The following is a 26,946-nucleotide window of genomic DNA, read 5'->3' as shown; positions in this document are numbered from 1 at the left end:
GGACGTGATCAGGTTCGTCAACCGCGTGCCTGCAGTGACACGTCATTCGTTTACAGCCACTTATCAGTACAAGAGCTTCAGCCAATGCAGACACTGCAGCGACTCACCCCATTCAGCAAAGCATTGCTGGTGAGCCATACCTTGCGAATAACACCAACCGTCGCCGCCATCGGCATCGCCGTGGGCTTCAACTGCAGCGCTCAAGGCGATGACGCTGCTCAAGGCGGTACGCAAGATTCATCTTCCGTACTGAACCTGGCACCCACCACCATTGATTCGCAATATCTCGGCACGACTACCGAAGGAAGCGGCTCCTACACGACGGGTGCCGTCACCATTGGTAAGTCCACGCAAACATTGCGCGAGACTCCACAGTCCGTGACGGTCATGACCCGCCAGGTAATGGACGACCGAAACCTCAACAGCCTCGACAAAGTCATGGCGCAAACCCCCGGCATTTCGTTCAGCCAGCGCAATTTCGGCTCTCACGTGTATCAGTCACGAGGATTCGTTCTGGGCGAGGAAAGCTACCTGCTGGATGGTGTTTCCGGACAGAGCTACAGCATGACCGGCTGGATGCCCCCGGACATGGCGATTTATGATCGCGTGGAAGTGCTGCGCGGCGCAGCGGGCCTTCTGGTAGGCGCAGGCAACCCTGGCGGCGCGGTCAATCTGGTGCGCAAACGCCCGACCGCAGCGCCGCAATTCTCGATCACGACGCGTGCCGGCTCCTGGGACAACTACCGCCTGGATCTGGACGGCAGCGGCAAACTCAACGACGAAGGAACGCTTCGCGGCCGCGTGGTGGCGGCCTATGAAGACAAAGGCTCCTACATCGATTTGCTGAAATCCGAAACACCCCCTCCTGTATGGCATCGTCGAAGCAGATGTTTCCCAAGCCACCACACTGACCTTGAGCGCCCGTCGCCAGACCAGCAGGATCAAGGGCTACTCGATCTTCAGCTTGCCACGTTACAGCGACGGCTCGGCGCTGAACGTTTCGCGCTCCACTGCCTTGGCTCAGGACTGGAATACCCATGAAACCGAGACGGATGAGGTATTCACCGAAATAGCTCATCGCTTCAACGAAGACTGGACCAGCAAGACCTCGGTAACCCACTCTGAAGGCGGTTTTGAGCAGTCGCTGGCCTATGCAAGAGGTGCCGTCAACCCCGCTACCCAGGCAGGGTCATCCTTCAGAAACGTAGAGTTCCGTCACACCAGCGTCAACAGCACCGGGCTGGACAGCCATGTGGAGGGTAATTTCGATGCTTTTGGTCTGACCCACCAAGTGACTGTCGGGGCCAATTGGTCGAAACAGACTGTGACCGAAAAACGCGCACCAGTGACAATCGCCGCCAGTGCCATCGACCTGAATGACGTCAATCACGAGGCCTTCGCCAAACCGGCTCGCCCAGCATGGTCATCGATCAACGAATACGTCGATGAGCGCTCTGGCATTTATGCCAACACACGCCTGCGTCTGTCCGAGCCGCTGAGTCTGGTGCTGGGCGCACGGATGAGCTGGTACAAATACGACTTCGATTACAAGCTCGGCGGCGCACCGGACTATGTCTCGCAGCAGAATCAGGAAATCACGCCGTTTGCCGGACTGATCTATGACATCGACGAAAACTGGTCGTGGTACGCCAGTTACGCAGACATTTTCAACCCGCAGGGCAACTACCGGGACGTCAGCGGTTCGCCGCTCGACCCGGCGATCGGCACCAATTACGAAACAGGTATCAAGGGCGAGCTGTTCGACAAAAGGCTCAACCTGTCCATGGCGCTGTTCTACATCAAACAAGAAGACGTCTACGCCGAAGACACTGCCAACAGCGGCAACTGCCCAAGCAACGACGCTTTTGGTACCTGCTACGCCAACGGCACGATCCAGCGCAGCAAAGGCTTTGATATCGAAGCCAGCGGCGAAGTGCTGCCCGGTCTGCAGGTGCTGGCTGGCTACACCTACAACACCACCCGCAGCAGCGCAGGCACTGTGGTGTCGAGCGATACCCCCAAACACATCGTGCGTATCAACACGGCATACACCTTGCCAGGTGTATGGAACCGTCTGACTCTGGGCGGCGGTGTTTCTGCACAGTCGTACTATGAAAACGAAACCGCTGAGGGCGTCAAATACGGAGCCCCAGGCCGAGCCATCTGGGACGCCAGGGCGACATGGAAGCTCGACGAGCATTGGAGAGTCAGCCTGAGCGGCGAGAACCTGTTTGATCGCAAATATTTCTCCACTGTCGCAGCACTGGATCGGGGCAATATTTACGGTGAGCCTCGCAATTACATGCTGACTCTGCGTGGCGATTTTTAACGGTGATAGCTGAATGGCATGCAGCGACACGCGTCGAGCAAGGATAGCTACGCTGAATATGAAGGCCGTCAGCACTTTGACTGGCCTTCTTTTATGTTCACAGGACCCTCGCTTAAGCAGCCAGCCCATGCCGCCAGCGATGACAAACAACATTTAGAAACATCTTCTTTCATTTCTTCGTAAAAGAAATCTGTACGGTTTTCATTCTCATTCGTCCTTAACTGAATGCAGGCATTTTGTCGGTAAAGGCGCGCCTGCATTTCAGCCGCAAACAGAGCGTCAGAGCCTCAAGGCCGCTCCATACCGTGAATCGAGACTGTTTATCCATGTCGAAGAAATCCCGTTCAAAAATCTGGTTTCTCGTCCACAGCTGGCTGGCCCTGCCCATCTGGTTCTTCGTGCTGATCGTCTGTGTCACCGGCACTCTGGCGGTGATCAGCAAGGAAATCATGTGGCTGGCCAACCCGGAAATGCGCGACAACCGGCCGTCTGATGAAGCACCACGGATGAGCTTCGAGCAGATCCGCGCGACCATCGAGCGCAACGAGCCAGATCTGATCGTCGGCACGATCATGCAGCCGGACGGCGAATATTTTGCGCTGAGTGTGTTCGTCACCTATCCCGACGGGCGTTCGGTCCCGGCCTACGTCAACCCCTACACTGGCGTGATTCAGGGGCTGACGCCGTCGTTCGATTTCCGCCGTTTCACCCGCGCCCTGCATGGTTGGTGGCTGGTCCCGTTCACCAATGGATACTCCTGGGGCTGGTACATGGTGTCGATCCTCGGCCTGCCTTTGCTGGCCTCGCTGGTGACCGGGCTGGTGGTCTATAAGAAATTCTGGAAAGGCTTCTTCAAGCCCGTGCGTTTGAACCAGGGCCCACGCATTCTATGGGGCGATGTGCACCGACTGAGTGGCGTCTGGTCGATCTGGTTCATCGCGGTGATTTCCATCACCGGTACCTGGTTTCTGATTCAGGCAATTCTCGGTGATAACCAGATCAGTATTTCCAGCCGCTCGCAGGCGTCCGCGATCATCCCGCACAGCGCGGTGCCGTTGACCGCTGACGGTAGCCCCGCGCCCACCATCAGCCTGGAGAAGGCGGTAGAGATCGCCAGACAACGGATTCCCGGTCTGGAAGCCAGCTTCATCACACCGCCGTTCAACGCATACAGCAACCTGCAGGTGGGCGGCCGAAGCTGGTACCCCCTGATGTACCAGACTGCTGAAATCAACCCGTACAGCGGTGAAATCACCTCATCGCACCTGTTGTCGGACCGCAGCAAGCTGGAGTTCGTGACCGAGTCCATGCGCCCGCTGCACACCGGTGACTTCGGTGGCATCTGGATCAAACTGATCTGGGCCTTCTTCGGCCTGATCCTGAGCCTGATGGTCCTCAGCGGGCTGCTGATCTGGAGCAAGCGTACTGCGCTGGCGACGTTCAACGCCCTCAAACGAGACGCCAGAAGCAACCCGGTTATCGCTCGACAACCCTCACGGCCGCCACTGGCGACCGGTACGCCGGAGAACAACCTGTGAGCAAGGCTGCTGTCGCCCCCGCCACCTCGTCGCTGAGTCGCCTTTGGCACAAATGGCGCTTCCATATCAACATCCTGCTGGTACTCATCCCGCTGGGCTTCATGCCCAAATACTTCGCCGACGACGCGCTGGACCGAGGCGAAAAAGGTCTCGGGCAACGCGAGGTGGGTGAAGTCCAGGTCGGCCCCTGGAGCCTGCGGCTGGCAGAGGATCGCAGCGAAGCGCCGCGCCAGTCCGGCCCATCCGGCTACATGAAAAGCTTCAATGCTGCGCTGTGCGATGCCTGCATCGATCGTGTCAAAGCCACCTATCTGCGCATCGGCAAACCGCGCAGCCTGCGCACTGCCGGGGTGATTTTCTTTGGCGGCGGCTACCGCATGAGCGCCTTCATGCAGATCCCGGAAACCACCCCGCCTGATTCCGAACTATGGATCACCATGGAGGGCTGGGACGGTTCTGTTCATCAGTCCTCCATCCCCCTGCAACAGGCTTCGCCCACCACCGTGGCGTGGCTGAAAAAACAAGGAGCCAAACCATGAGCGTCCGCCCTTACCTGCGTCGGCTGACGGGCTGCGCCCTGTGCATGCTCGGCCTGAGCAGCACCGTTCTGGCGCATAACCCCATGTGCGAGTGCAAACAGATCGACAACGAACAGATCCGCTGTACCGGCGGTTTTTCCGACGGCAGCGGCGCGCCCGGCGTGACCCTGGACGTGATTGGCTACGACGAAACCATACTGGTACCCGGCAAGCTGGGTGAAGACTCGACGGTAACGTTCAAACGTCCCGCCTCGGAGTTTTATGTGTTGTTCGACGCAGGCCCTGGCCACGTCGTGGAAATCGACCAGGCGGATATCCAGGCCCCATGAGTGCACCAACCCGACACATCGTTCGTCCGGCCGGTGCCGGGCATGAAACGCTCTACGTTCTGCTACTGTGCCTGCTCATTCTGGCTATTGCTGCGGGCGTCGTCAGCCTGCACGGCGAAACCCACGAAGTGCAGAATGTTGCCAGCCACCAACTGGATGCGCGCCGCGACCTGACCGCCGCCGAGCAAGGAATCTACGCTGACCTGCGGGTGACACTGGATGAAGTGCACCTGCTGATTCAGGAACAGCAAACGCCTGTTACGCCCGAGCAACTGGCCGAAGAAGGCTTTGCGCCGTTTGCTCAGGATGCCAGCTCGGTCAGCCGTGGCGGTCATGTCTGGAAGATGCTTGACCAGGCTTATCTGGGTATCAGTCAGGCGCCGACCGTCGCAGGATCGTTTCTGATGCGCGTCGATGCAGGACAGGACAGTCAGCCTGACATCTGGATCAGCCGCAGCGCATCAGCGGCACCGCCTGGCGAGCTCAGCGACAGCAGCCTGATCACTGCGGGCTGGCAGAAGGTCGTTGCGCAATACGATGCCGGTGTCACGCGCCAGCATCAGCACTGATTCCCTGGTGCAGAACTCACGCATTCATTTGAAAGAAGACTTTTCGCCCATGCCTATTTCGTTCAAACGCCGCCCCTTGTTGCGCGTCCTGCTGGTCGGTCTGCTGGCCAGCCTGCTGGCGCCGTCGAGCTACGCTGCCGACCCGGCCAAACGCCTGCGCATTGGCATCACGCTACATCCGTATTACAGCTACGTGAGCAACATTGTTGGTGACAAGGCCGAAGTGGTACCGCTGATTCCGGCAGGTTTCAACCCGCACGCTTACGAGCCGCGCGCCGAAGACATCAAACGGATTGGTGCGCTGGACGTGGTCGTGCTGAACGGTGTCGGCCACGACGACTTTGCTGACCGCATGATTGCCGCCAGTGAAACCCCGAACATCAAGACCATTGAGGCCAACGCCGACGTGCCGCTGCTCGCTGCGACCGGCGTGGCGGCACGTGGCGCGGGCAAGGTCGTCAACCCGCACACCTTCCTGTCGATCAGCGCGTCCATTGCGCAGGTCAATAATATCGCGAGAGAGCTGGGCAAGATCGATCCGGACAATGCCAAAACGTACACCGCCAACGCACGCGCCTACGGCAAGCGCCTGCGGCAGATGCGCGCCGACGCGCTGGCCAAATTGACCAAGGCACCCAACGCCGATCTGCGGGTAGCCACCGTACATGCTGCCTACGATTACCTGCTGCGCGAATTCGGCCTGGAAGTCACGGCTGTCGTGGAACCGGCGCACGGCATCGAGCCCAGCCCGAGCCAGTTGAAAAAGACCATCGACCAGTTACGCGAACTGGACGTGAAAGTGATCTTCTCCGAGATGGATTTCCCGTCCTCCTACGTCGACACCATTCAGCGTGAATCCGGCGTCAAGCTGTACCCGCTCTCGCACATTTCCTACGGCGAATACACCGCAGACAAGTACGAGAAGGAAATGGCCGGCAACCTGAGCACGGTGGTGCGGGCCATTCAGGAGTCGGGGGCATGACGGTTGCGCAAAACCTCAGCCTTGAACATCAAGGTCCAAGCCTCGAATTCAACGACGTGAGCCTGACACTGGGCCGCACCACGATTCTTGACAATGTCTGCTTCAACGTAAGGGCCGGCAGCGTGCACGCGCTGGTCGGTCCCAACGGTGGCGGCAAGAGTTCGTTGATCAAAACACTGCTGGGGCAGACACCCCATGCTGGCCAACTCAGTCTGCAATGGCCCGCCGCGCCCGGCTTGATCGGCTACGTGCCGCAGGCGCTGGAGTTCGATCGTGGTCTGCCCATGACAGTCGATGATTTCATGGCCGCCATGTGTCAGCGCCGTCCGGCGTTCATGGGCCTGTCCAGGCATTACGCGGGACCGATTGGTGAAGCGCTGGAGCGAGTTGGCATGCAGGACAAACGCAAGCGCCGTATGGGTGCGTTGTCCGGAGGCGAACGGCAACGGGTGCTGCTCGCACAGGGCCTGATTCCCGCACCACAACTGCTGGTGCTCGACGAGCCGATGTCGGCGCTCGACGAGGCCGGTATCCAGGTGTTCGAGCGCCTGCTGGGGGATTGGCGCCGTGCCGGTATCACGGTGCTGTGGATAGAGCACGATCTGCAGGCCGTCAAGCGGCTGGCCGACCACGTGACCGGATTGAACCGTCGCGTGCTGTTCGATGAGCCGGCGGCCACGGCGCTGACACCCGAGCGTCTGCTGACGCTGTTTTCTGCTCATCCTCGTGCGGCAGATGCGTTGGCAGGGAGTGTTGTGTAATGGATTACGAAAGTTTTCGCCTATTCATCCAGGGCCTGGCCTCATCAGGTTACCTGCCCGAAGCATTGGCTTACGGCTTCGTGGTCAATGCCCTGCTCGCCGGGCTGCTGATCGGCCCGGTGCTGGGTGGCCTGGGCACGCTGGTGGTGGTCAAGCGCTTCGCGTTCTTCTCCGAGGCGGTGGGCCATGCGGCACTGACCGGGGTAGCCATCGGCATTCTGCTCGGCGAACCCTACACCGGTCCGTACGGCAGTCTGTTCGGTTACTGCCTGCTGTTCGGCATTGTCCTCAACTACCTTCGCAACCGCACAGGCCTGGCGCCCGACACCCTGATCGGCGTTTTTCTTTCAGTGTCTCTGGCGCTGGGCGCCAGCCTTTTGCTGATCCTGGCCGGCAAGATCAACGTGCACATCCTGGAAAACGTCCTGTTCGGCTCGGTACTGACCGTCAATGGCAATGACCTGCTGGTGTTGCTGATTGTTGGAGCTCTGGTCATGGGCCTGAGCCTTCCACTGTACAACCGCATCATGCTGGCCAGTTTCAACCCGCAACTGGCGGCTGTTCGTGGTGTGGCGGTCAAGACGCTGGACTACCTGTTCGTGATTCTGGTGACGCTGATTACCGTGGCCGCCGTGAAAGTGATCGGCGCCATTCTGGTGGGTGCTCTGCTGGTGATTCCGGCAGCAGCAGCACGCCTGCTGAGTCAGTCCCTGAAGGGTTTCTTCTGGATTTCAGTCGTCATTGCCACGGTCAGCACCCTGTGCGGGATCCTCCTGCCTATCGTCTTCGACCTGCCTGTACCGTCCGGCGCTGCGATCATTCTGGTGGCTGGCATTGCTTTCGCCCTTGCGGCCATCGCTCGCGGCACGCTGCCCAGTCTGAAAGGGAATATTGGATAAATGCCTACTCTGCGCAACTTGACTCTGGCCTTGGCCGTTGCCGGCCTGTTCAGCCCTACCCTGCACGCGGCCGACACCAAGGCCGAAAATCCACAACACGTCCGTGTATTGGCCAGCCTGCCCATCACCTTCGGGCTTGCGCAGATTCTGCTCAAGGACAGCGGCGTTGTGCTGGAACGTGCCGCTGCGGCCAACCTCCCCGGCTCACGGCAGACGGCGTACTTCACCGGCCGCGGCGCCGAGGCCCTGCGCGGGCTGGCAATCAACGCCGATGCGGTGATTGGCTTGCGCTCAATCTGGGCCGATGACCCGCTTTACCCGAATGCCCGCCGCAGCAACATCCGCATCGTCGAAATCGACGCCTCGCGGCCGGTCGATGGCGGCTTGCCCGGCATCGCCATACAGCCCGGACAAGGCCCTGACGGGCTGAACAGCCAACCCTGGTTGGCGAGCAACAACATGGGACGCATGGCCGACGTGCTGGCAGCGGATCTGGTGCGTCTGGCACCTGCGGCAAAACCTGAAATCGACAGCAACCTGGCGGCGCTCAAGCAACAGCTTCTCAAGCTCAGCGCCAGCAGCGAAGCCAGCCTGGCCAGCGCTGACAACCTGAGCGTGGTGAGCCTGTCGGATCGCTTCGGCTACCTGATCAGCGGACTCAATCTGGAACTGATCGACAGTCAGGTGCTGACTGATGATCAATGGACGCCCGAAGCCGTGCAAAAGCTGATATCCGTGCTCAAGGACAACGACGTCGCCATCGTGCTCGACCATCGCCAGCCTCCCGAAACCGTCAAGGCTGCAATCACCGCAGCGGGCAGCAACCTGCTGGTACTGGAAGTCGACAGCGCCGACCCGCTGGCCGAACTGCAGGGAGATATCCAGCGGATTACCGAGGCACTGACCAAAAAGAGATAGTGCCAACAGGCGGTACATCCATTCGAGATGTGCCGCCCACCCATCAACCCATCGCCAGCCAGCCACATTTACAGAGTTCAAATCGAGATCTTTCGTGGAAGTCAGCTCGCTGACAGAGAGGCCGGCTGAACCCTGTCTCTCACCCGGGGCAATAGGAATGGATGCCGATTGAGCCACGCCGGACCATGGTCCATACAGCGCATCAGAACTCCCTCTTGCGCCTGTGTACCGGGCGCTGAAAGACCTGTCATCAATGCAAAACGTATCGCGTGTAGAACCCACTATTGGCGTTGCAGGTCACGCACACAACCGGAGCGGCCAGACATCACGCGCACTTTCAATGTGCACTGATGCGTTTTCGCATTTGACAATAATTATCATTAAGACTAATTTATCGCCCCAACGTGATGGCGTTGCTCACGAGGCAGCCCCCCTTCAATGGCTTTGTAGCAAGGTGAATTTCATGACGGAACACGTATTCACAAGCAAGTACGACTCACCCTTACTCAAGGTTTTTGTCGATAACTACCTGTTGCTGATCAAAATCGCAGCCCGCATCGTTGGCTGTCGGTCGCGTGCCGAAGACGTCGTACAGGACGCTTTCTTCAGGCTGCGTTCCGCGCCTCAGGCCTCGCTGACGTTCAAGGCCCAGCTCAGTTATCTGTTCCAGATCGTGCGCAACCTGGCTATAGATCACTATCGCAAGCAGGCATTGGAACAGAAATACACAGGACCTGAAGCCGAGGGTTTGAATGTGGTCATCCAGGGTGCTTCGCCAGAGACATCACACATCAACTTCGCAAGCCTCGAGAAAATCGCCGACGCGCTGTCGCAACTGCCGCCTCGCACACGCTACGCATTCGAGATGTACCGGTTGCACGGCGTTCCGCAGAAGGACATCGCCAAGGAACTGGGCGTTTCACCGACACTGGTGAACTTCATGATTCGCGACGCATTGATCCATTGCCGCAAGGTCAATGGCGCGCAAGGCGAATCCTGAAAGCTTTTTCTTCAGACGAAAAAAATCCGGAGCCATGGCTCCGGATTTTCGTTTTAGCCGGCTCGATCGTTGATCAGCGGCTGACCTGATACTGCGGTTGTACTTCCGGCATGGCCGAGGAGTGGTGATTGAGGATCTTCCACTCATTGCCGACCCGGTGGTAAAGGAACGTGTAGCGTGCCTGTACCGTGCTTTTCTTGCCATCGGCCGCTGTCAGGGTGAAGGTATAGACCCCGCTGTCCACTGCCGCATCGGTACCAAGGCGACGGATTTCGCGGTAGTTGATCTCACCAACCGGCTTGAGCGCAAGGAAGTGATCGAAGTAATCCTTGATCTCCGCCGGCGTCGCACGAACCTTGTTGGACACTGTCGGCTGGAGCACAGCGTCAGTTGTGTACAGCGAAACCACAGTGTCTGAATTACCGGTTTTCAGCGCCTTGTTCCAACGATCGAACAGGCCTGCGATTTCCTTGTCATTCACGTTGCTGGGCTGATCGGCGACCATGCGGTAGCTATAGCCACTCGGCTCGGCAGCGGCCTGGGCAACCATTGGTGCACTTACAGCAAACATCAGGGCCAGCGCGGTCAATTTCATGTTCATCACAACTCTCCTACGGGGATCTGTTCAGGGATTCAGTGAGTGCCACTTTGCCCTGCCCGCTTTTGTGCGCCATCGGCCAACCGGGGTTATTTGCGTATGCCAACCGGCAGATAGGCACCGTCTCCTGATAAAGGCTTTAATAGCGCCATTGCCGTAGCGCCCGCACGGGCATCCAACCTCGCTGGAGCCACACCATGCAAAGCCCACCCCACGATCCGGCGAGCGCGCTGGCGATCCGCACCCAATACCGGCAGTCGCAAAGTCGTGCAGCCCGCCTGCGTCTGCTGGTGGACACTGGCCAGGAATTGACTCAACTGCCACCTGAAGCAATGCGACAGCGCGTCCTGCAAAGAGCCTGCGCATTTGTCGCCATGGACCATGGTTTGCTATTGGAGTGGAACAGCGAAAACGTCGTGTTGATTACCGCAAGCCATGGCAGTCAGGAGCGATTGAATTCACTGGAAACTGTCGCCGACGCGCTGGCCGTAGGCCCGCAATGGCTGGATTTTCACAACACCTTGCTGCCCAGCGTGCTGCTGTTGCCGCTTCGCGGGGCTGACGACGGGGCATTCGGTACGCTACTGCTGGCCAACAGCGTCGGCATCAGCGCACCGGACGGCGAAGACATCGAGTCGCTGCAACTACTGGCCACGCTGCTGGCGGCACACCTGGAAAACAACCGTTTGCTCGAGGCGCTGGTCGCCCGTGAACGCACCATGTCAGAACTGGTTCGCCAACTGTTTACCGCTCAGGAAGACGAACGAAAGCGCATGGCCTATGACCTGCACGATGGCCTGGCGCAAACCATGGCAGGGCTGCATCAACGTCTCCAGGGTTTTGCCGGGCGCTGCCCCGAACTGCCCGAGCCACTGGACCATGATCTGCGGTCGATCCTTACCCTCGCCCAGCACTGCGTCGGCGAAGGACGCCAGTTGATCAGCGGCTTGCGACCGGTTGTTCTGGATGATTTCGGCCTGTTGCAGGCAGTCGACAAGGAAGCCGATCGGCTGCGCGAAGCAGGACTTGCTGTCCACTGGGTTTCACGTTCCATGACGCGCCTGCCCAGCCATCTGGAGATCGCGCTGTTTCGCATCGCCCAGGAAGGTATCAACAACGTGCTCAAACACGCCAACGCTGGCAGTGTTCAGTTGGCTCTTGAGTCAAATGGCACACACATATCGCTGCTGCTGGAAGATAATGGCCGCGGCTTCGTCACCGATCAGCCGTTTGACAACAACGGCGTCCAGAAAATGGGGTTGATCGCGATGCAGGAGCGCGCCAGCCTGCTCGGTGGTCGATTGACCTGCGTGAGTCGTCCCGACTGCGGCACCCGACTGCGCGCCACCGTCCCCTTTACTGCAGACAAGGCAATAACATGACTGGAACCTTGCGCCTGGTCCTAGCGGACGATCACGAAGTGACCCGTACCGGATTCGTATCACTGCTGGCCGGTCACCCTGAATTCGAGGTGGTGGGTCAGGCCTCCAATGGTCAGCAAGCGGTCGACCTGTGCGTCGAGCTGCAACCGGACATTGCCATTCTCGATATCCGTATGCCCGTGCTTAACGGCCTGGGTGCCGCACGCATCCTGCAACAGCGGATGCCGGGTCTCAAAGTCGTGATATTCACCATGGACGACAGCACCGATCACCTGGAGGCCGCAATCAGCGCGGGGGCCGTGGGTTATCTGCTCAAGGACGCCAGCCGTGACGAAGTGATCGCCGGCCTGCAGCGCGTCGCGGCGGGTGAAGAGGCGCTCAACAGCGCCGTCAGCGCCCGACTGTTGCGGCGTATGACCGAGCGCAATGTCAGTGGCGCAGCCCTGCCGGAACCCCTGACTCCTCGTGAGCGCCAGGTGCTCGGCCTGGTGGCCGGTGGTTTAAGCAATCGGGAGATCGGCGAAAAACTCGGTATCACCACCGGCACCGCCAAGGCCCATGTGGAAAAAGTCATCGGCAAACTGGGCGCTTCGGACCGCACCCAGGCTGCCGTTCGGGGTGTGGCACTCGGTCTGGTAACACAGGCCTCAGGCGACTGGCGATGAACAGTCGCGGCAGCAGCCGCTGGGAAGATCTCCCGCTGCGCGGCAAGGCACTGGTCGCCATTTCACTGCCGCTGGCAATTCTGATGTCGTCGCTGCTGCTCATCTACATTGTCGAGCGTCAGACCGCGCAAGCCGAGGAAGACGTACGTCGCGTGCTGCTGGTACAGGGCGATATCCAGACGGTGCACACCCAGGTTGCAGAAGCGGCGGCCAGCGTGCGCGGTTACCTGCTGACTCGCCAGCCGGACTTTCTGCCCGGCTATCTGAATGCCCAACCCTTGATCGAGGCAGCGTTGGCCAGGCTGGACATGAATGTGCGCGACGAGCAGATCCGCGAACATCTCAAGGCCATCGACCCGCTGATCCATACCAAAGTGGACGGCCTTGAAAGGCTGCGCTCGCTGAGTGAACAAGGTCAGGATTCGATCTCAGCGATCCTGGTCGAAAACAAGTACATCCTCGATCTGCTGCGAGAGCGGATCAGTCAGATGCGCGAACGCGAGGATGCCCTGCTCGCCGAGCGAACCGAGGATGCGGCGAGAATCCGTGAGCGACTGATGTTGTCTACCCTGCTGGCGGCAGCCTGCGGAATCTTCGGTGCCATTTTTGCGGTACTGATGCTGTCACGAGGCATCGTGGCCCGCGTCCATCAGGTGCAGCGCAATGCCCAGCGTCTCGCACTCGGGCACCCGCTACTGCCGCAGCCGCCTGAAAAGGACGAGATCGGCCAACTCGGCACACGACTGGTTGAGGCTGGACAACTGCTGGCCGAACGCGAACGTGCCTTGCGTGAAAACGAAGAGCGGCTGAGGCTTATCATTGAAGGTGTGAAGGACTACGGTATTTTTGCACTGGACCGCAATGGTTATGTCACCACATGGAACATGGGTGCGGAACGCATCAAGGGCTACACCGAACAGGAGATAATCGGTCAGCACTTTTCAGTGTTCTACCAACCGCAAGAATGCCCGCAACATCCCGAGATGGCATTGCGAGAGGCGATCGAGAATGGCCGCTACACCGAGGAAGGCTGGCGCCAGCGCAAAGATGGGACTCGCTTCTGGGCGAGCGTCGTCATCACTGCTCAGTACGACAGCAACGACGAGCTGCGCGGATTTTCCAAGATTACCCGCGATATTTCAGATCGACGCGCAGCGGAGATCGCCCTGGGCACAGCCCGGGAAGTCGCCGAAAGCGCCAGCCGCGCAAAGAGTGAATTTCTCTCTCGCATGAGCCATGAGCTGCGCACGCCGTTGAACTCGATTCTCGGCTTCGCCCAGATACTGGACATGGACTCGCCTGCCAGTCAGCGCCCTCAGATCGGCCACATCCTGCGCGGGGGTCAACACCTGCTGAAACTGATCAACGAGGTGTTGGACATTGCCCGGATCGAAGCCGGGCATCTGTCCTTGAGCCTGGAGCCCGTGCCATTGTCGACTGTTCTCGAAGAGGCGCTGGTACTGGTTTCGCCGATGGCCGCCGACGGTAATATCCAACTGGTCGATTTGCCTGGGGTGCCCGAAGGTCTGGGGGTGGTCGCCGACCGCCAGCGACTGATTCAGGTGCTGCTGAACCTGCTGTCCAATGCCATCAAATACAACCGTCCCAACGGACGGGTACACATTGAAATCGGACATCAGAACGATCAGGTTACCGTGAGCGTCGTCGACACCGGGTATGGCATAGCGCCCGAGCGTATCGAGCAATTGTTCAAGCCATTCGAACGCCTGGATGCAGACCCAAAGATTGAAGGCACTGGCCTGGGACTGGCACTCAGCAAAAGCATGCTGGAAATGATGCACGGCACACTTTCGGTCGACAGCCTTCGCGGGCATGGCAGCCGTTTCACTCTGCAGTTACCGCGTGTGCGAGTACTCACTCCCGTTTTGTCGGCGACTCGTCAAAGCAGTCTGTTGCCTGCGGTTCAGCGCACCGCACTGCCCAGACACCGCGGCAAAGTACTGTGTATCGAAGACAATCTGTCGAGTATGGCCCTGATTGAAACATTGATGCAGCGCAGACCGGGCGTGCAATTGCTGTCGAGCATGCAAGGCCAGCTGGGGCTCGACCTCGCCAGGCAACACGCCCCACAATTGATCCTGCTGGACCTCAACTTGCCGGACCTGAAAGGCCTGGAAGTCCTCCAACGTCTGCGAGGCCTGACGGCGACAGCCCTGACGCCTGTGCTGATGATCACCGCCGACGCCAGCGAAAGCACACAGCGAGAGCTGATACAGGCCGGAGCAACTGCGGTCCTCACCAAACCCATCCAGGTGCCGGTCTTCCTCGCCCACCTTGACCGTTATTTACCGGAGCCGCCATGACCGGAGATTTTCGTATTCTGATCATCGACGATCAGTTGCCCAACCTGGAGCTGATGGAGCAATTGCTGGCCCGGGAAGGCCTGACCAACGTGCTGAGCAGCACTGAACCGTTGCGCACGCTGGACCTGTTCAACAGCTTTGAACCCGACCTGGTAGTACTGGACCTGCACATGCCCGAGTTCGACGGTTTTGCCGTGCTTGAGCAACTCAATCGGCGCATCCCCGCCAATGATTACTTGCCCATCATGGTCCTGACCGCAGATGCGACGCGTGATACCCGCTTGCGCGCCCTGGCGTTGGGCGCGCGGGATTTCATCAGCAAACCCCTGGATGCTCTGGAGACCATGTTGCGGATCTGGAATCTGCTGGAAACTCGCGCGTTGTACAAGTCACTGCGCAAGCTGGTGCCACCAGAAAACATCGAATTGCTGCGCCAGTCACGTTCACTGGCACAGCCCTGAAGATGGCAACTTTTACTTGATGAGCGTGACTGGAACCGACACTTCATGGATCACACGAGTGGCCACTGAGCCCAACAGCAGGCCGCCGAAGTTACCCAGGCCACGAGTACCCATGACAACCGCGTCACACTTCAGACGATTGACCGCCACTTCGACCTGCTCGGCGACGTTGCCCAGATCCACATGGGCTTCATGGGCCACACCGGCGGCCTTGAGCAGCTCAACCGCGTCTTCCAGCACTGCCAGCCCTTCATTGCGCAGACCGAGTTCCACGCCTTTGATCATGTCCTGTGTCAGGTAACCGCTATAGGCAATCGGGCTGGCTTGTATGTTGATGACATGCACTTCAAGTGATTTTTTCAGATCGCCGCACAGCTCAATGACATAGCCCAGCGCGCGCATGGCGTGCTCAGAGCCGTCGAAGGGAACCAGTACTTTATGCATGTCAGCTTTCCTCGGGTAGGTATGCCGTCAACATAGCCTGAGTCAACCGACGTAGCCAGCTGGAAAAACGATAGTTTTGATCTAAAAGGAACCAAAGATCCGCACAGCGTCAGGGCGCGCTTTGACGCTGCCCGACGCTCGTCGCTCAATCAATGCCCTTCCAGAAACAGCGCCGCCTGGTCCAGCAACAGCATGGGGTTTTCAGCCTTGTGAATATCGACGGAAAGCAATTGGCGAAAACGTCGAGCGCCTGGGAAACCTTGCGCCAGACCGAGCGCATGGCGGGTAACGTGATGCATGTTGCCGCCGCTGGCGATATGCGCCGCAATGTAAGGCCGCAACGCCTCAAGCGCGTCCGCACGACTGATGGCTGGCGCCGTGTCGCCGAACAGCTGGCTGTCGACTTGCGACAACAGATAAGGGTTGTGGTACGCCTCGCGCCCCAGCATCACGCCGTCGAATGTCTGCAAGTGCTCGGCACACTGCTCCAACGTCTTGATACCGCCGTTGAGGATGATTTCCAGGTCTGGGAAGTCGGATTTCAATTGAGCGACGACGTCGTAGCGAAGTGGCGGAATGTCCCGATTCTCCTTGGGCGACAAACCTTCAAGAATCGCGATGCGCGCATGCACAGTGAAGCTGTCGCAGCCCGCCTCATGCACCTTGCCGACGAAATCGCACAACTGCGCATAGCTGTCGCGCCCGTTGATGCCAATACGGTGCTTCACCGTTACCGGGATGCTGACGGCGTCGCGCATGGCCTTCACACAATCGGCCACCAACTCCGGATGCGCCATCAGGCACGCACCGATCATGTTGTTCTGCACCCGATCGCTCGGGCAGCCGACATTCAGATTGACCTCGTCATAGCCTACGTCCTGCGCCATGCGCGCACACGCCGCCAGATCCGCCGCCGTACTCCCGCCCAACTGCAGGGCCAGCGGATGCTCAGTGTCGTCATGACGCAGAAAACGCTCCCGGTCACCATGCAACAACGCACCCGTGGTCACCATCTCCGTGTACAGAAGCGCGTTCTTCGACAGCAGACGCAGGAAGTACCGGCAATGACGATCGGTCCAATCCATCATCGGCGCAACGGAGAAGCGGCGCGACAGTGCAGGCCTTGTGATATGGGGGTTTGGGGCGGTATCTGGTTGCATTTTAGCGGGCCTGTTTGTAGCCATTCTGGGTCGTTTCAGCTTTTTTGGAGCGGTTGCTACCGGGCAGTCGCCGTACTGAGGAATGTAGTGGGCCTGAGTGACGGCGATCACTCACAAAACCCCAGGAGCAACTCGGTGAGCCGCGCAGCTCGGACTAGCCTGGCCGGGACGGCCGCACAGTTTATCAGGAAAGCCGGACTTTCGAACGCAGGCATGTCGCCACCCGCCGTTGCCGAAATCAGATCTTGCGCCACCACACGCGGCGTTCACAGACAGGTTATGAAGAAAATGCCGACTCCCGTCCAAATGAGCTGCTGATTCCCAGGTCGTGCTGCGGGCAGTACACTTCTCAAGCCCGCGCTCACGGGCCAATCCTGACTGGTTTAAACACCAGCAGTGGTCTGTAGGTTGAAGGCGATTGATGGAGACGCAGAGCAGATGTTTCTGAACCTAGAAGTACGCAGCTACAGCGGTGAAAACCCGCATCATGACCATGATTTTGCTCAGTGGGTGCTGCCTGTTCATGGGCGGATGGAAATTGATGTCAATGGCCATGGCGGCTATATCGACCATTCACTTGCAGCCCTCGTTGCGCCTGGCTCCGTGCACTCGCAACTCACCGACGCAAGCAGTCGGTTCCTGGTTCTGGACTGTTCCTCGACTCTGCTTGAAAGCGTTCAGATGGAGCGTCTGGCCAAACGCATCTATGTGCCAATACCTGCGGCAACCAGACGATTGATAGAGTTTGCGGATCTCATCGGCAATGAACAGCTTGCAGCAGGCACGACGCCGCTGGCGACGCTGCTTGTCTCGTCGTTCGGGGCCGAAAGTTCAGCCGAGTCGTCGATACTGCAACCACTGATTGCACGGGTCCGCGCATATCCAGCGGGCGACTGGAACAATCAGGCCATGGCTCGCGTCGCGAACATGAGCCTGAGTCAGTTGCATCAGCGTTTTCGCCACGCGTTTGCCAAGTCTCCACAGGCGTGGCTGACCGAGTTGCGAATCAACGATGCGCAACAATGGCTGCGCAGTACTGCATTGCCGATTTCAGACATTGCACTACGCAGCGGCTTTTCTGACCAGGCGGCGCTGACGCGCGCCATGCAACGTGTGTGTGCAGCACGACCCCGGCCGTTTACCGAAAAACCCATCGACAGTCTCGGTAAAAAAACACACAGCCCGCGACAATATCTCTGCCAGGACAGTCTTCAAACTGCACGCTTTGACGGATGAAGCGTGAATGACCATGTTGGCTGATCGATCTCTTTTAAAGGGCGCTGGCTACGGTGTCAGTGCCGGCATGTGCTGGGGTGTGATATTCCTCGGCCCGCAGTTGGCTCCAGGACTGAACGGATTGCAGTTCGCTGTTCTGCGCTTCCTTTGCTATGGCCTTTTTTCATTCATCCTGTTGCTGCCTCGATGGCGGCGAGTGTGCGCGTGTCTGAACGCAGCCGATTGGCGGTCGCTTTTCTGGCTCAGCCTGATAGGCAACCTGCTCTACTACTCGCTGGTAGGCAGCGGCGTGCAATTGGTCGGCATAGCTACGACGTCGTTGATCGTTGGACTCATCCCGGTTCTCGTCACGCTGGCAGGCCGCAATGATGCACATGCCGTTTCTCTGGGCAGGTTGCTACCGTCGCTGTGTTGCGCTGTCGCAGGGGTCGTGCTGATCAGTTTTCACGCTTTGAACAACGGAGACTCCACTATTCCGCCAACCAGTCAGATCGCCGGTATTGTGTGTGCGACAGGCGCGCTGATCAGTTGGAGCTGGTTCGCCGTCAGCAACGCTCGCAGGCTGGCCCTTGTGCCCAAGGTGTCGTCCCATGACTGGGCACTGTTGACTGGCGTCATGACCGGAGCCCAATCGCTGCTCCTGGCGGTGCCGGTCCTGGGATTTGATACTCAAACGCACAGCGCTAGCGCCTGGTTGCATTTTTTGGCGGTGGCAAGCGGCGTGGCTCTGCTGTCATCGGTGATTGGCGGGGCCTGCTGGAATCAGGCGAGTCGATTTCTGCCACTGGCACTGAGTGGGCAGGTGCTTGTAATAGAAACACTGGCTGCGCTTCTGCTCGGTTTTTTATGGGAGCAGCGCGCACCGGATGAGGCTGAATTCGCAGCGATCATGCTATTGGTCGTCGGTGTGGTCTGGTGCTTGAATTGCCACCGTAAGGCGCCAGCGAGGCTGGCTGCTTCACACTCTGGTGATACTTGAGGGCAGACACCAGCGGCCCTGCCCTCCTTGTACCCAGTGCTTATTGACTCAAAACTTGTATCGCGCAGTGAGAGAGTAACTCCGTGGGTTACCGTACGTGTCGGTGGCGCCCCAGACGGTGTCTGTACCAATCGCTGAGTAGTACACGCGGTCGAAGACGTTGTTGGCGTTCAATTGCAGGTCAAGGTGCTTGTTCACTTCGTAACCAGCCATCAGATCGGCCACTGCGTAGCTGCCCTGCTCGAGACGGTAGTTGCCGTCAGTGAGCGCGATGTCGTTGTACATGCGGCTCTGCCAGTAAACGTTGCCGCCCACACGGAATTTCTCCAGCGGGCCCTGCAAGCGATAAACAGTCGAGACCTTGAACAGGTGTTCAGGCGTGTCCGTGTCGAACTGCTGGTTGTTGTTGGCAGGGTTTTCGTCCTTGATGTAATGCGCACGCGTGTAGGTGTAGCCCGCGCCAACCTGCCAGTTTTCAGTCAGCGCGCCTTGCAGTTCAACATCGATGCCCTGACTGCGGACTTTTCCGGAAGACTCGTAGCAGGTCAGCACCGGGCAACCCAATTGAGTGGTTGCCATGGTTGCGCGGTTGGTCTGATCCATCTGGAACAGGGCCAGGCTGGCATTGAGGGCAGCGTCGAAATACTCACCCTTGATACCGATCTCGTAGTTTTCGCCGACGATGGGTTCCAGCACTTTGCCGGAAAGGTCTTTCGAGGACTGCGGTGTGAAAATGTCGGTATAGCTGGCGTAGACCGAATGGTGGTCATCGAGTTTGTAAATCAGGCCTGCGTAGCGTGTCAGGTTGCGGGTGACCTTGTAGTCGCCGTCGCCTGAGCGATCGTCGTAGTCATACCAGTCCAGTCGACCGCCCAGAATCAGGGTCAACGGGTCCGCCAGACTCAGACGCGTGGTCAGGTACACCGCATCCTGAGTCGTGACCGAATGGGTTTTGCCGTTGCGCACGAAGTCCGGTTTTGGCGCGCCAATTGGCCACGCGGTGGTGTAAGGCGAGAATTCCTTGCTGGTAGCGTCGTAGGTACGACTGCTGGCGCCGATCACTACTTCATGAGTGCGGCCAAAGGCTTCGACCGGGCCGCTGGCATAGGTGTCGAATGCGGTCTGCTTGTCGACGCTTTTCGATTGATAAGCAGTGGTTTCCAACGGTCCGTTATAGCGCGACAGGTAGGTGCCGGAAAACACACCATCCAGCGAAGACGCCATACCGGCCGCGTGCAGCTTCCAGTCGTTGTCGAAGCGATGTTCTATGTCGCCGAATACCGTGTCGACCGTGAGCTTCTTGTTTTCCCAGTCGGTGCCCGGATATGTAGAACGTGGCAGGTCCAGATGATGACCGTTGGTGCCCAGCGGCAGGCCACCCCAGAACAGGTTGCTCTGGTCTTCCTGACGCGAAAAACCAAGACTTGCGGTGGTGGCGTCGCTCAGATCGGCCTCGCCAATCGCGTAGAACAGACCATGATCCTGCTCTTCCTTGTCGCGAAAGCTGTTGCCGTCGCGGTACGAACCCACCACCCGCCCTCTGAGCGTACCGCTGTCGTTGAGTGGGCTCGACGCATCGAACTCGCCTCGGTAGTCGTCCCAACTGCCCACAGCGCCGGTTACCGTTACTTGCTGATCAGCCGTGGGCCGTTTGCGAACCATGTTGATGGCTGCCGACGGATTGCCAGCGCCGGTGACGAGGCCGGTCGCGCCACGGATCACTTCGACCCGGTCGAACATCGCCAGATTGGGCTGAACGCCAAGGTTGTAGGGCGTATAGGTGCTGGGCAGCCCGTCATACAGGATGTTGTCGATCTGGAAGCCGCGCGACATGTACCTCTCCCGACCAGGACCACCATCCTGACTGAAGAACAGGCCCGGCGTGGCCTTCACCACATCGTTGACGCTGGTCATGGCCTGATCGTCCATGCGCTGGCGCGTTACGACGGTCACAGCCTGCGGCGTCTCCCGAATGCTCAGCGGCAATTTGGTGGCCGTACTCATCGAGCCGGTTGTGTAAGAACCTGAACCCTCAGAGGTCGCACCCAGCGTATTGGAGCTGATGTCGACAGCGCCAAGCATCATCGCCTGCTCTTCTGCGGATTGAACGCCCAGCGAACCATCAGCCGCAACCACCAGACGCAAGCCACTGCCTGCCAATGCACGCGAAGCCGCTTCCTGAGCGCTGAGGTTACCGCTCACGCTCGGTGCCTGGCGTCCCTGAACCAGCGAGGCGTCGAGGGAAACAGGCCTTGCGCTCTGACGGGAGATAGTTTGCAGCGTTTGCGCCAACGGACCTGCTGGCACATCAAAACGGTAACGGGTTGCAGCTGAGTTCGCATCCTGGGCCAGGACGAACGTGGCACTGCTGGACAAGGCAATTGCAACGGCAAGGGTGCGGGGCCAGAAAAATTGCACGCAGGTGTCTCCTTACAAGGTGAATATCGCAGTCATCAAGGGGGCAGTTGTTGCAAGGGTCGAGCACACTTCGCGGCCGGTCTTCAGGACACGCCAGCACGTCAGCCTCAATGCTCGCTATCCTTCGCAAGGATGGATAACGAGCGTCAGATTTATTGCAGAACAATCGAAAAACCAGGCCTTATTGCGAAGCAAAAGCACTTGCTATTGGTAACTATTCTCAACAGTTTGTCAGATTGTTTACCCGTAAAAAAGCCATAGCCCTCAAATAGATAACAAAATTTTCACATTCTTCACGCGTGCCTGGCGCCCGGGCACACCACGTGAGGCCAGAAAGAATGTAGCCAAACAGATATAAAACCTGCAAAAAAGCCCGCAAATGCGGGCTGTTTGTCGGTGGCGCAGCGTCCGGGCAGGAGGCAGAACCCAGTGATTATTCGAAAGCATTCAGCAGGATCTTTTTGCTGAGCAATCGGATTTCTCCACTACCGTCTTTCGAGGCCGTTGTGGGCTTGGTGTTTATCCAGGCTCTTCACATTGTGGGTCACCACGCCCAGGATGATCAGATCACCATGATCGGTCACATGCAGCGGTGGATACGCTGAGTTCTCGGACGTCAGAATGACCACGTCACCTCGCATGTGCAGGCGCCTGCACAACTGTCGAGAATTGAGCGACGCCACCACGACATCGCCATGCTCGGCATATCGGCTGCGGTCGACAACCAGCATGTCGCCTGTGCACATACCGACACGCTGCATACTCTCGCTCTCCACCCTAGCCAGGTATGCGTGCGGTTCCCGCACATCACACACCTGCGCGATCGAAAGATGCCTTTCCACAACCGGTGATTGAGAGCCTGCGGATGACAGGGATATGAACGGGAGCCTGGTGCCCCCTTCTGACAACGGACGAGGAAAGTAACACTCATGACGTAAGCCTTTTTCTTTTTTACTGTATTTATATACAGTAAAACCTACGCCGGCCTCTAGGTCAATCGCAAGCGCAGCTCACTGATCAGTGGACCAGTCTACCGCGCTCGCACGTCGTCGCGAGGCTAAGGCGCTGCGTCTGCGCCGGACAGCTGCCTGATCAATGCCACCGTCAGATAGAGCCTGGGAGCGATGCTCGACAGCTCGATGTATTCGTCGTCGGCATGCAGCCCGGCCCCGACGACGCCCATGGTTTCCAGTACCGCAGGTTTCGCGCTGCCAGGTACATAAGCGTAGCCGGCATCAGTACCAAAACGCATGGCGATGGGTTCGATGGAGCGCCCGATCTTGCCGTAGAGCCCCTGAGCGGTTTTCGCCAGTTGTTCGGAGCCGGGATTCTTCGCCAGCGGCGGACGGCCTTTCTCAAGACGCACAGTGACCTCAGTGCCGTCGATGAGCTTTTTCTCGATGATCCGCTTGGCATCGGCGAGCACCCGGTCACTCTCATCCAGATCGGAATAGCGCATGTCGGCTTCGGCCGCTGCACTGGACGGGATGATGTTGCGCTTCTCGCCGCCTTTGATCAGCGTCCAGTTGACCGTCGTGCCCTTGGCCGCATCGCCCAGGTCCTTTAACTGCAAAAGCTGGTGCGAAAGCTCAATGGCCGCGTTGCGCCCCGCTTCTGGCGCAGAGCCTGCGTGGGATGACTTGCCTTTCACGTCCAGCAGCAGCCCATTGATCCCGTTGGTTGCAACGGTGACGGCGTCTTTATCTGGTGGTTCGTACGAGAACACGTAATCATGCTGACGAGCGAGTTCGGCAATGATCTTCCTGGAGCCGCTCGAGCCGGTTTCCTCATCAGGGTTGAACAATACCGTCAGCGTACCGAAACCCTTGAAGTTCTCCTCTTTCAGCAACTGCAACGAATGCAGGATCATGGCCACACCGCCCTTGGCATCAGCAACACCAGGCCCGTAGGCCCGCTCCCCTTCGACCTTGAACGGACGCCTGGCGGCAGTGCCAGGGCCAAATACAGTGTCGTAATGAACCATCAGCAGAAATTTTTTGGTGCCGGTGCCCTTCAGGACGCCGACGATATTGTCACCCGCAGACGGCTCAGCTGGCGTTGTGGTGACTTCTGCACCCAACGCTTTCAATCGCTCGACCAGCGCAGCGCTGATGACTTTCAAACCCGGCGCCTGCCCCGTGCCGGTGTCGACATCCACGAGTTGCTTGACCGTCGCAAGATAGGACTGTTGTTCTGCTTCGGCTTTTTTCAGCAGTTGATCAGGCGACAGCTCCGAAGCAATCGCGGCACAAGACAGAAATGAAAAGGCAATTGCGCCCGCAATGGATGTGCGTCGAAAATGCATGCTGGTTCCCTCAGATTGTTGCAACTGGAAACACCATCTTTGCGCATTGATCCCCCGCGCGCCACATTCGACTGACATGACCGGTTTGTCACGACCCGCATGAACCGCCAAAAATACTCAAATGCATTTTCAGGGAACAAGCAGTTCGAGACAGGCTCCAAATCAATCTCGACAAGGTATTCACGACAATGCCGACCCTCAATGCCCGACATCCGCAAACGTTATGCGCTGCGGCCTTGAGTGGGCGGCAACGCTCGGGTAATGTCATCCAACCGCACAGGACAGAGCACGCTCATGACTTCCAAGCTGGATCAACTCAAGCAATTCACTACCGTTGTTGCTGACACCGGTGACTTCGGCGCCATCAAAAGCCTCAAGCCACAGGATGCGACCACCAACCCTTCTCTGCTGCTCAAGGCAGCATCAAGCGAAAGCAACTCTCAATTGCTCGCTGACGCATTCAGCGGCAGCAAGGGTGACATCGGCCTCGCCTGCGATCGCTTTGCCGTTGCTATAGGCCAGGAGATTCTGAAGGTCGTGCCGGGCCGTGTTTCTACCGAGGTCGACGCCCGCCTTTCGTTTGACACCAATGCCCTGATCGAACGCAGTGAGCGCATCATCAGCCTCTACGACGCCGCCGGCATCAGCCGTGACCGTGTCCTGGTCAAGCTGGCGTCGACCTGGGAAGGTATCCGTGCCGCCGAGAAGCTCGAGAAAGACGGCATCCAGACCAACCTCACGCTGCTGTTCTCCTTCGCTCAGGCTATCGCTTGTGCAGAAGCAGGCGTGTTCCTGATTTCGCCGTTCGTGGGCCGCATCTACGACTGGTACAAAAAGTCGTCAGGCCAGGATTACACCGGGGCTGAAGACCCGGGTGTTCAATCGGTAACGCGTATTTACGACTACTACAAGGCCAACGGCTACAAGACCGTGGTAATGGGTGCGAGCTTCCGCAACCTGAACCAGATCGAGCAGTTGGCTGGCTGTGACCGTCTGACCATCAGCCCGGACCTGCTCAAGCAACTGGCTGAGGACAACGGCACGCTGGAACAGAAACTCAAGCCGGGCAATGGCAATGAACAGCGCCAGAGCCTGACCGAGGCTCAATTCCGCTGGGCGTCCAATGAAGACGCGATGGCAACCGAGAAATTGGCCGAAGGTATTCGCCAGTTCGCTCGCGATCAGGAAAAGCTCGAGGCTCTGCTTTCCGCCAAAGCCTGAATGTACTAAAGGGCGACACCCTCACGGGTGTCGCCCTTTTTTGTGCGTGGCGTTCAGCCAGGCAAACGCCACCTGCGGCTTAACGCTGCCCTTCGAGCGCGTTGACCAGATCGTGGAACGCTTCGCGGTTGGAGTCGTTCAAGCCCATGAGAATCTTGTGTGCTTCGAGCACCTTGGCCTTGACCACCTCTTCGCATTGGTCCTGCGAAGGCAGATCAGTCAGACATTCAGGACGCGGCAACGGCTTGTCGACGATGTTGAATACCTGATCGAAGCCCATTGACTGCAGCAGTCGCGTGATGTCTTCATGAGTGGTTACCAGCGTCGGCAACAGGCCCACTTTCTGGCGGGACAGGATCGAAAGCTTCGCCAACAGGCCAAGCGTCGTACTGTCGATGCTGCGCGTCTCGGTCAGATCGATAACCACCGCCGAAAAATTCAAGGCAGTGAAAATCCGCTCTATCGTTGCATCCAAAGCCGAACACAGCGTCAACCGCACCTCACCCACGAACTTGAGAACGAAGGTGCCTTCCTGCTCGGCGAACTGGATTCTACCGGTACTCATTAAAGATTCCTGCTTAACACTAACAAGGCGATATCATCCGGCATCTCCCCTAGTGTTGCCAATTCAAAAACCTGCCGCAAGCCATCCAGGCTGCCGCCAGCCGTCTTCACCAACTCGGGCAAAATGGCTTCTTTCTCCTTGAGTGTATCACCGGGCAAAAGATCAAGTATGCCATCAGACAACATGGTCAGACTGAAGGAGCCCGGCAGGTCCACTTCATGATCCTGATAGGTCGCCTCGTTGAACAGACCGACCGGCAGCCCGCGGCCTTGCAGATAACGTGTCTGGCCTTCGGTGTACAGCACCGGAAGCGGCAAATGACCGCCAACGGCGTAGGTCAGCTTGCCAGAATCCTCGTCTATCACACCACCCACCATGGTCACGTGCTTGCCCAGCTTGCAGCTGATCAGACCGCGATTGATATGCCCCAGCACGTCCGACGGCTTGAACTCCGGCAAGGAACCGCCCCGCTTTGATTCGAACAGCAGACGGGTAGTCATGAACTTCAGCAGTACAGTAATGAATGCCGAGGATGCGCCATGACCCGAAACATCGGCCAGATAAAACGCAACACGCCGTTCGTCGACACGGAAGTAATCGACGAAGTCGCCTGACAAGTACAGGGACGGGATGATCTCGTGGGCAAACTGGAACTCGTCGATCGACCACGGAGTGATCGGCAACATGTTCATCTGTACCTGCCGGCCAGCATCCTGGTCTTCCTGCAACAGATGAACGCTGGCTTCGAGCTCGCGATTGGCGGTTTCCAGCTTCTCGCGATAGACCAGATTCTCACTCAGCAGACGGGCACGGTCCAACGCACGGCGTACCGAGTGTTCAAGTACAGCCAGGTCTTCAAGCGGCTTGATCAGGTAATCGGCAGCGCCCAGACGCAACGCTTCGACCGCGTCGCTCATCACGCCCGCGCCGGACACAACGATGACCGGCGTCTGCGAGGCGATACTGGTCACCTGACGAATCAGTTCAAGCCCGCCCATCTGAGGCATGCGCAAGTCGCAGACCACAAGATCGGGCTTTTCCTGCTCGAATATTTGTATGCCTTGCTGGCCATTACTGGCTTGCAAGACGCTGAAGCCACTGTCTTCCAAGTAGGCGGCAAGACTTGCGCGCACTACTTCGTCGTCATCGATTATCAGCAGCGTGGTACTGGTTTTTGGCATGTGGGCAAACGGCGCCAGATCAGGTTGGCGTAGGCGCTCGGTGGTACCGGAGCGCTTACTGGATTCGCTACTAGCCTCTCTGCAACGATGGGTACGCAGGCAAGCGTGCGCATCGTGTTTCAAAGGTGCCCTTCAAGGCGCAG

At 58.5% G+C, this 26,946-nt stretch carries 21 protein-coding genes and 5 pseudogenes; 18 read left to right on the top strand and 8 right to left on the bottom strand.

All coding sequences use genetic code 11. The features are described 5' to 3' along the window. Positions 1 to 84 precede the first annotated feature (84 nt). From KDX37_RS05995 to KDX37_RS05950, 10 genes and pseudogenes are all read left to right on the top strand, one after another. Positions 85 to 2,329: pseudogene (locus tag KDX37_RS05995) on the top strand (TonB-dependent siderophore receptor). A 326-nt stretch (positions 2,330 to 2,655) separates the two neighbouring features. After that, positions 2,656 to 3,867, top strand: coding sequence for a PepSY-associated TM helix domain-containing protein (locus KDX37_RS05990; RefSeq protein ID WP_231651761.1), 1,212 nt, complete (start codon positions 2,656 to 2,658; stop codon positions 3,865 to 3,867). Beyond that, positions 3,864 to 4,406, top strand: coding sequence for a thiamine pyrophosphate-binding protein (locus KDX37_RS05985; protein ID WP_231651760.1), 543 nt, complete (start codon positions 3,864 to 3,866; stop codon positions 4,404 to 4,406). Before KDX37_RS05990 ends, KDX37_RS05985 begins: the two co-directional genes overlap by 4 nt. Beyond that, positions 4,403 to 4,735, top strand: coding sequence for a hypothetical protein (locus KDX37_RS05980; protein WP_231651759.1), 333 nt, complete (start codon positions 4,403 to 4,405; stop codon positions 4,733 to 4,735). Before KDX37_RS05985 ends, KDX37_RS05980 begins: the two co-directional genes overlap by 4 nt. Continuing rightward, positions 4,732 to 5,304 carry a DUF6162 family protein gene (locus KDX37_RS05975; protein WP_231651758.1) on the top strand — a complete coding sequence of 191 codons (573 nt, stop codon included), beginning with the start codon at positions 4,732 to 4,734 and terminating at the stop codon, positions 5,302 to 5,304. Before KDX37_RS05980 ends, KDX37_RS05975 begins: the two co-directional genes overlap by 4 nt. Positions 5,305 to 5,353: 49 nt before the next feature. Next, positions 5,354 to 6,286, top strand: a complete 933-nt coding sequence (locus tag KDX37_RS05970; RefSeq protein WP_231651757.1) for a metal ABC transporter substrate-binding protein — start codon at positions 5,354 to 5,356, stop codon at positions 6,284 to 6,286. Beyond that, positions 6,283 to 7,047, top strand: a complete 765-nt coding sequence (locus KDX37_RS05965) for a metal ABC transporter ATP-binding protein (protein ID WP_231651756.1) — start codon at positions 6,283 to 6,285, stop codon at positions 7,045 to 7,047. Before KDX37_RS05970 ends, KDX37_RS05965 begins: the two co-directional genes overlap by 4 nt. After that, positions 7,047 to 7,946 (top strand): metal ABC transporter permease, encoded by a 900-nt coding sequence (locus tag KDX37_RS05960; protein WP_231651755.1) that lies wholly within the window; start codon positions 7,047 to 7,049, stop codon positions 7,944 to 7,946. Before KDX37_RS05965 ends, KDX37_RS05960 begins: the two co-directional genes overlap by 1 nt. Beyond that, positions 7,947 to 8,864 (top strand): metal ABC transporter solute-binding protein, Zn/Mn family, encoded by a 918-nt coding sequence (locus KDX37_RS05955; protein WP_231651754.1) that lies wholly within the window; start codon positions 7,947 to 7,949, stop codon positions 8,862 to 8,864. A 463-nt stretch (positions 8,865 to 9,327) separates the two neighbouring features. Beyond that, complete coding sequence (locus KDX37_RS05950) at positions 9,328 to 9,864, top strand: RNA polymerase factor sigma-70 (protein ID WP_231651753.1); 537 nt, start codon at positions 9,328 to 9,330, stop codon at positions 9,862 to 9,864. Positions 9,865 to 9,937: 73 nt separating this feature from the next. Here KDX37_RS05950 and KDX37_RS05945 read toward each other — a convergent pair whose 3' ends face one another. Then, complete coding sequence (locus KDX37_RS05945) at positions 9,938 to 10,465, bottom strand: SgcJ/EcaC family oxidoreductase (RefSeq protein WP_231651752.1); 528 nt, start codon at positions 10,463 to 10,465, stop codon at positions 9,938 to 9,940. 194 nt (positions 10,466 to 10,659) lie between these two features. On the opposite strand from KDX37_RS05945, the gene KDX37_RS05940 reads away from it, so the two are divergent. The 5 genes and pseudogenes from KDX37_RS05940 to KDX37_RS05925 all read left to right on the top strand — a co-directional run bounded on the left by KDX37_RS05940 (position 10,660) and on the right by KDX37_RS05925 (position 15,294). Next, positions 10,660 to 11,844 (top strand): sensor histidine kinase, encoded by a 1,185-nt coding sequence (locus KDX37_RS05940; RefSeq protein WP_231651751.1) that lies wholly within the window; start codon positions 10,660 to 10,662, stop codon positions 11,842 to 11,844. Next, a complete protein-coding gene (locus tag KDX37_RS05935; protein WP_231651750.1) occupies positions 11,841 to 12,509 on the top strand; it encodes a response regulator in 669 nt (222 codons plus the stop codon). Before KDX37_RS05940 ends, KDX37_RS05935 begins: the two co-directional genes overlap by 4 nt. After that, a pseudogene (locus KDX37_RS29695) lies at positions 12,506 to 13,615 on the top strand (CHASE3 domain-containing protein); the annotation flags it as partial. The gene KDX37_RS05935 and the pseudogene KDX37_RS29695, both read left to right, overlap by 4 nt. A gap of 42 nt (positions 13,616 to 13,657) precedes the next feature. Continuing rightward, positions 13,658 to 14,833: pseudogene (locus KDX37_RS29690) on the top strand (ATP-binding response regulator); the annotation flags it as partial. Next, positions 14,830 to 15,294: a response regulator gene (locus KDX37_RS05925; protein ID WP_231651748.1), complete on the top strand. Its 465-nt coding sequence runs from the start codon at positions 14,830 to 14,832 to the stop codon at positions 15,292 to 15,294. The pseudogene KDX37_RS29690 and the gene KDX37_RS05925, both read left to right, overlap by 4 nt. A 12-nt stretch (positions 15,295 to 15,306) precedes the next feature. Here the strand turns inward: KDX37_RS05925 and KDX37_RS05920 are convergent, their stop codons facing one another. Both KDX37_RS05920 and dusA read right to left on the bottom strand, forming a co-directional pair. Next, complete coding sequence (locus KDX37_RS05920) at positions 15,307 to 15,738, bottom strand: universal stress protein (RefSeq protein WP_231651747.1); 432 nt, start codon at positions 15,736 to 15,738, stop codon at positions 15,307 to 15,309. A 149-nt stretch (positions 15,739 to 15,887) separates the two neighbouring features. Continuing rightward, positions 15,888 to 16,898, bottom strand: coding sequence for a tRNA dihydrouridine(20/20a) synthase DusA (gene dusA, locus KDX37_RS05915; protein WP_231651746.1), 1,011 nt, complete (start codon positions 16,896 to 16,898; stop codon positions 15,888 to 15,890). Positions 16,899 to 17,336: 438 nt separating this feature from the next. On the opposite strand from dusA, the pseudogene KDX37_RS05910 reads away from it, so the two are divergent. Both KDX37_RS05910 and KDX37_RS05905 read left to right on the top strand, forming a co-directional pair. Continuing rightward, a pseudogene (locus tag KDX37_RS05910) lies at positions 17,337 to 18,067 on the top strand (helix-turn-helix domain-containing protein). An 80-nt stretch (positions 18,068 to 18,147) separates the two neighbouring features. Continuing rightward, on the top strand, positions 18,148 to 19,113 hold the full coding sequence (locus KDX37_RS05905; RefSeq protein WP_231651816.1) for a DMT family transporter: 966 nt from the start codon (positions 18,148 to 18,150) through the stop codon (positions 19,111 to 19,113). Positions 19,114 to 19,161: 48 nt separating this feature from the next. On the opposite strand, the gene KDX37_RS05900 is transcribed toward KDX37_RS05905, so the two are convergent. The 3 genes and pseudogenes from KDX37_RS05900 to KDX37_RS05890 form a co-directional block, all read right to left on the bottom strand. After that, positions 19,162 to 21,249 (bottom strand): TonB-dependent siderophore receptor, encoded by a 2,088-nt coding sequence (locus KDX37_RS05900; protein ID WP_231651815.1) that lies wholly within the window; start codon positions 21,247 to 21,249, stop codon positions 19,162 to 19,164. A 767-nt stretch (positions 21,250 to 22,016) separates the two neighbouring features. Next, positions 22,017 to 22,462 (bottom strand): annotated as a pseudogene (locus KDX37_RS05895) (S24 family peptidase). 126 nt (positions 22,463 to 22,588) lie between these two features. Further along, positions 22,589 to 23,836 (bottom strand): M20/M25/M40 family metallo-hydrolase, encoded by a 1,248-nt coding sequence (locus tag KDX37_RS05890; protein ID WP_231651744.1) that lies wholly within the window; start codon positions 23,834 to 23,836, stop codon positions 22,589 to 22,591. Positions 23,837 to 24,130: 294 nt separating this feature from the next. On the opposite strand from KDX37_RS05890, the gene tal reads away from it, so the two are divergent. Continuing rightward, a complete protein-coding gene (gene tal, locus KDX37_RS05885) occupies positions 24,131 to 25,057 on the top strand; it encodes a transaldolase (RefSeq protein WP_231651743.1) in 927 nt (308 codons plus the stop codon). A 79-nt stretch (positions 25,058 to 25,136) separates the two neighbouring features. Here tal and rssC read toward each other — a convergent pair whose 3' ends face one another. Together rssC and rssB are read right to left on the bottom strand one after the other, a co-directional pair. Beyond that, positions 25,137 to 25,622: an anti-sigma factor antagonist RssC gene (gene rssC / locus KDX37_RS05880; protein ID WP_231651742.1), complete on the bottom strand. Its 486-nt coding sequence runs from the start codon at positions 25,620 to 25,622 to the stop codon at positions 25,137 to 25,139. After that, positions 25,622 to 26,803, bottom strand: a complete 1,182-nt coding sequence (rssB, locus tag KDX37_RS05875; protein WP_231651741.1) for a two-component system response regulator RssB — start codon at positions 26,801 to 26,803, stop codon at positions 25,622 to 25,624. Before rssB ends, rssC begins: the two co-directional genes overlap by 1 nt. Positions 26,804 to 26,946: the final 143 nt, after the last annotated feature.

This window comes from Pseudomonas californiensis, from assembly GCF_021147775.1.
Taxonomy (GTDB): domain Bacteria; phylum Pseudomonadota; class Gammaproteobacteria; order Pseudomonadales; family Pseudomonadaceae; genus Aquipseudomonas; species Aquipseudomonas californiensis.
Note: the sequence above shows the minus strand (reverse complement) of the source record. Positions and strands in the feature narration are given on the sequence as shown.

What these genes read in the sequence shown, in the direction of transcription:
- KDX37_RS05970 (WP_231651757.1), top strand. Translation starts at nt 5,354, where the DNA reads ATGCCTATTTCGTTCAAACGCCGCCCCTTGTTGCGCGTCCTGCTGGTC.
- KDX37_RS05920 (WP_231651747.1), bottom strand. Translation starts at nt 15,738, where the DNA reads ATGCATAAAGTACTGGTTCCCTTCGACGGCTCTGAGCACGCCATGCGC.
- KDX37_RS05945 (WP_231651752.1), bottom strand. Translation starts at nt 10,465, where the DNA reads ATGAACATGAAATTGACCGCGCTGGCCCTGATGTTTGCTGTAAGTGCA.
- rssB (WP_231651741.1), bottom strand. Translation starts at nt 26,803, where the DNA reads ATGCCAAAAACCAGTACCACGCTGCTGATAATCGATGACGACGAAGTA.
- KDX37_RS05940 (WP_231651751.1), top strand. Translation starts at nt 10,660, where the DNA reads ATGCAAAGCCCACCCCACGATCCGGCGAGCGCGCTGGCGATCCGCACC.
- rssC (WP_231651742.1), bottom strand. Translation starts at nt 25,622, where the DNA reads ATGAGTACCGGTAGAATCCAGTTCGCCGAGCAGGAAGGCACCTTCGTT.
- KDX37_RS05960 (WP_231651755.1), top strand. Translation starts at nt 7,047, where the DNA reads ATGGATTACGAAAGTTTTCGCCTATTCATCCAGGGCCTGGCCTCATCA.
- KDX37_RS05990 (WP_231651761.1), top strand. Translation starts at nt 2,656, where the DNA reads ATGTCGAAGAAATCCCGTTCAAAAATCTGGTTTCTCGTCCACAGCTGG.
- tal (WP_231651743.1), top strand. Translation starts at nt 24,131, where the DNA reads ATGACTTCCAAGCTGGATCAACTCAAGCAATTCACTACCGTTGTTGCT.
- KDX37_RS05905 (WP_231651816.1), top strand. Translation starts at nt 18,148, where the DNA reads ATGTTGGCTGATCGATCTCTTTTAAAGGGCGCTGGCTACGGTGTCAGT.
- KDX37_RS05890 (WP_231651744.1), bottom strand. Translation starts at nt 23,836, where the DNA reads ATGCATTTTCGACGCACATCCATTGCGGGCGCAATTGCCTTTTCATTT.
- KDX37_RS05925 (WP_231651748.1), top strand. Translation starts at nt 14,830, where the DNA reads ATGACCGGAGATTTTCGTATTCTGATCATCGACGATCAGTTGCCCAAC.
- dusA (WP_231651746.1), bottom strand. Translation starts at nt 16,898, where the DNA reads ATGCAACCAGATACCGCCCCAAACCCCCATATCACAAGGCCTGCACTG.
- KDX37_RS05935 (WP_231651750.1), top strand. Translation starts at nt 11,841, where the DNA reads ATGACTGGAACCTTGCGCCTGGTCCTAGCGGACGATCACGAAGTGACC.
- KDX37_RS05965 (WP_231651756.1), top strand. Translation starts at nt 6,283, where the DNA reads ATGACGGTTGCGCAAAACCTCAGCCTTGAACATCAAGGTCCAAGCCTC.
- KDX37_RS05955 (WP_231651754.1), top strand. Translation starts at nt 7,947, where the DNA reads ATGCCTACTCTGCGCAACTTGACTCTGGCCTTGGCCGTTGCCGGCCTG.
- KDX37_RS05980 (WP_231651759.1), top strand. Translation starts at nt 4,403, where the DNA reads ATGAGCGTCCGCCCTTACCTGCGTCGGCTGACGGGCTGCGCCCTGTGC.
- KDX37_RS05975 (WP_231651758.1), top strand. Translation starts at nt 4,732, where the DNA reads ATGAGTGCACCAACCCGACACATCGTTCGTCCGGCCGGTGCCGGGCAT.
- KDX37_RS05950 (WP_231651753.1), top strand. Translation starts at nt 9,328, where the DNA reads ATGACGGAACACGTATTCACAAGCAAGTACGACTCACCCTTACTCAAG.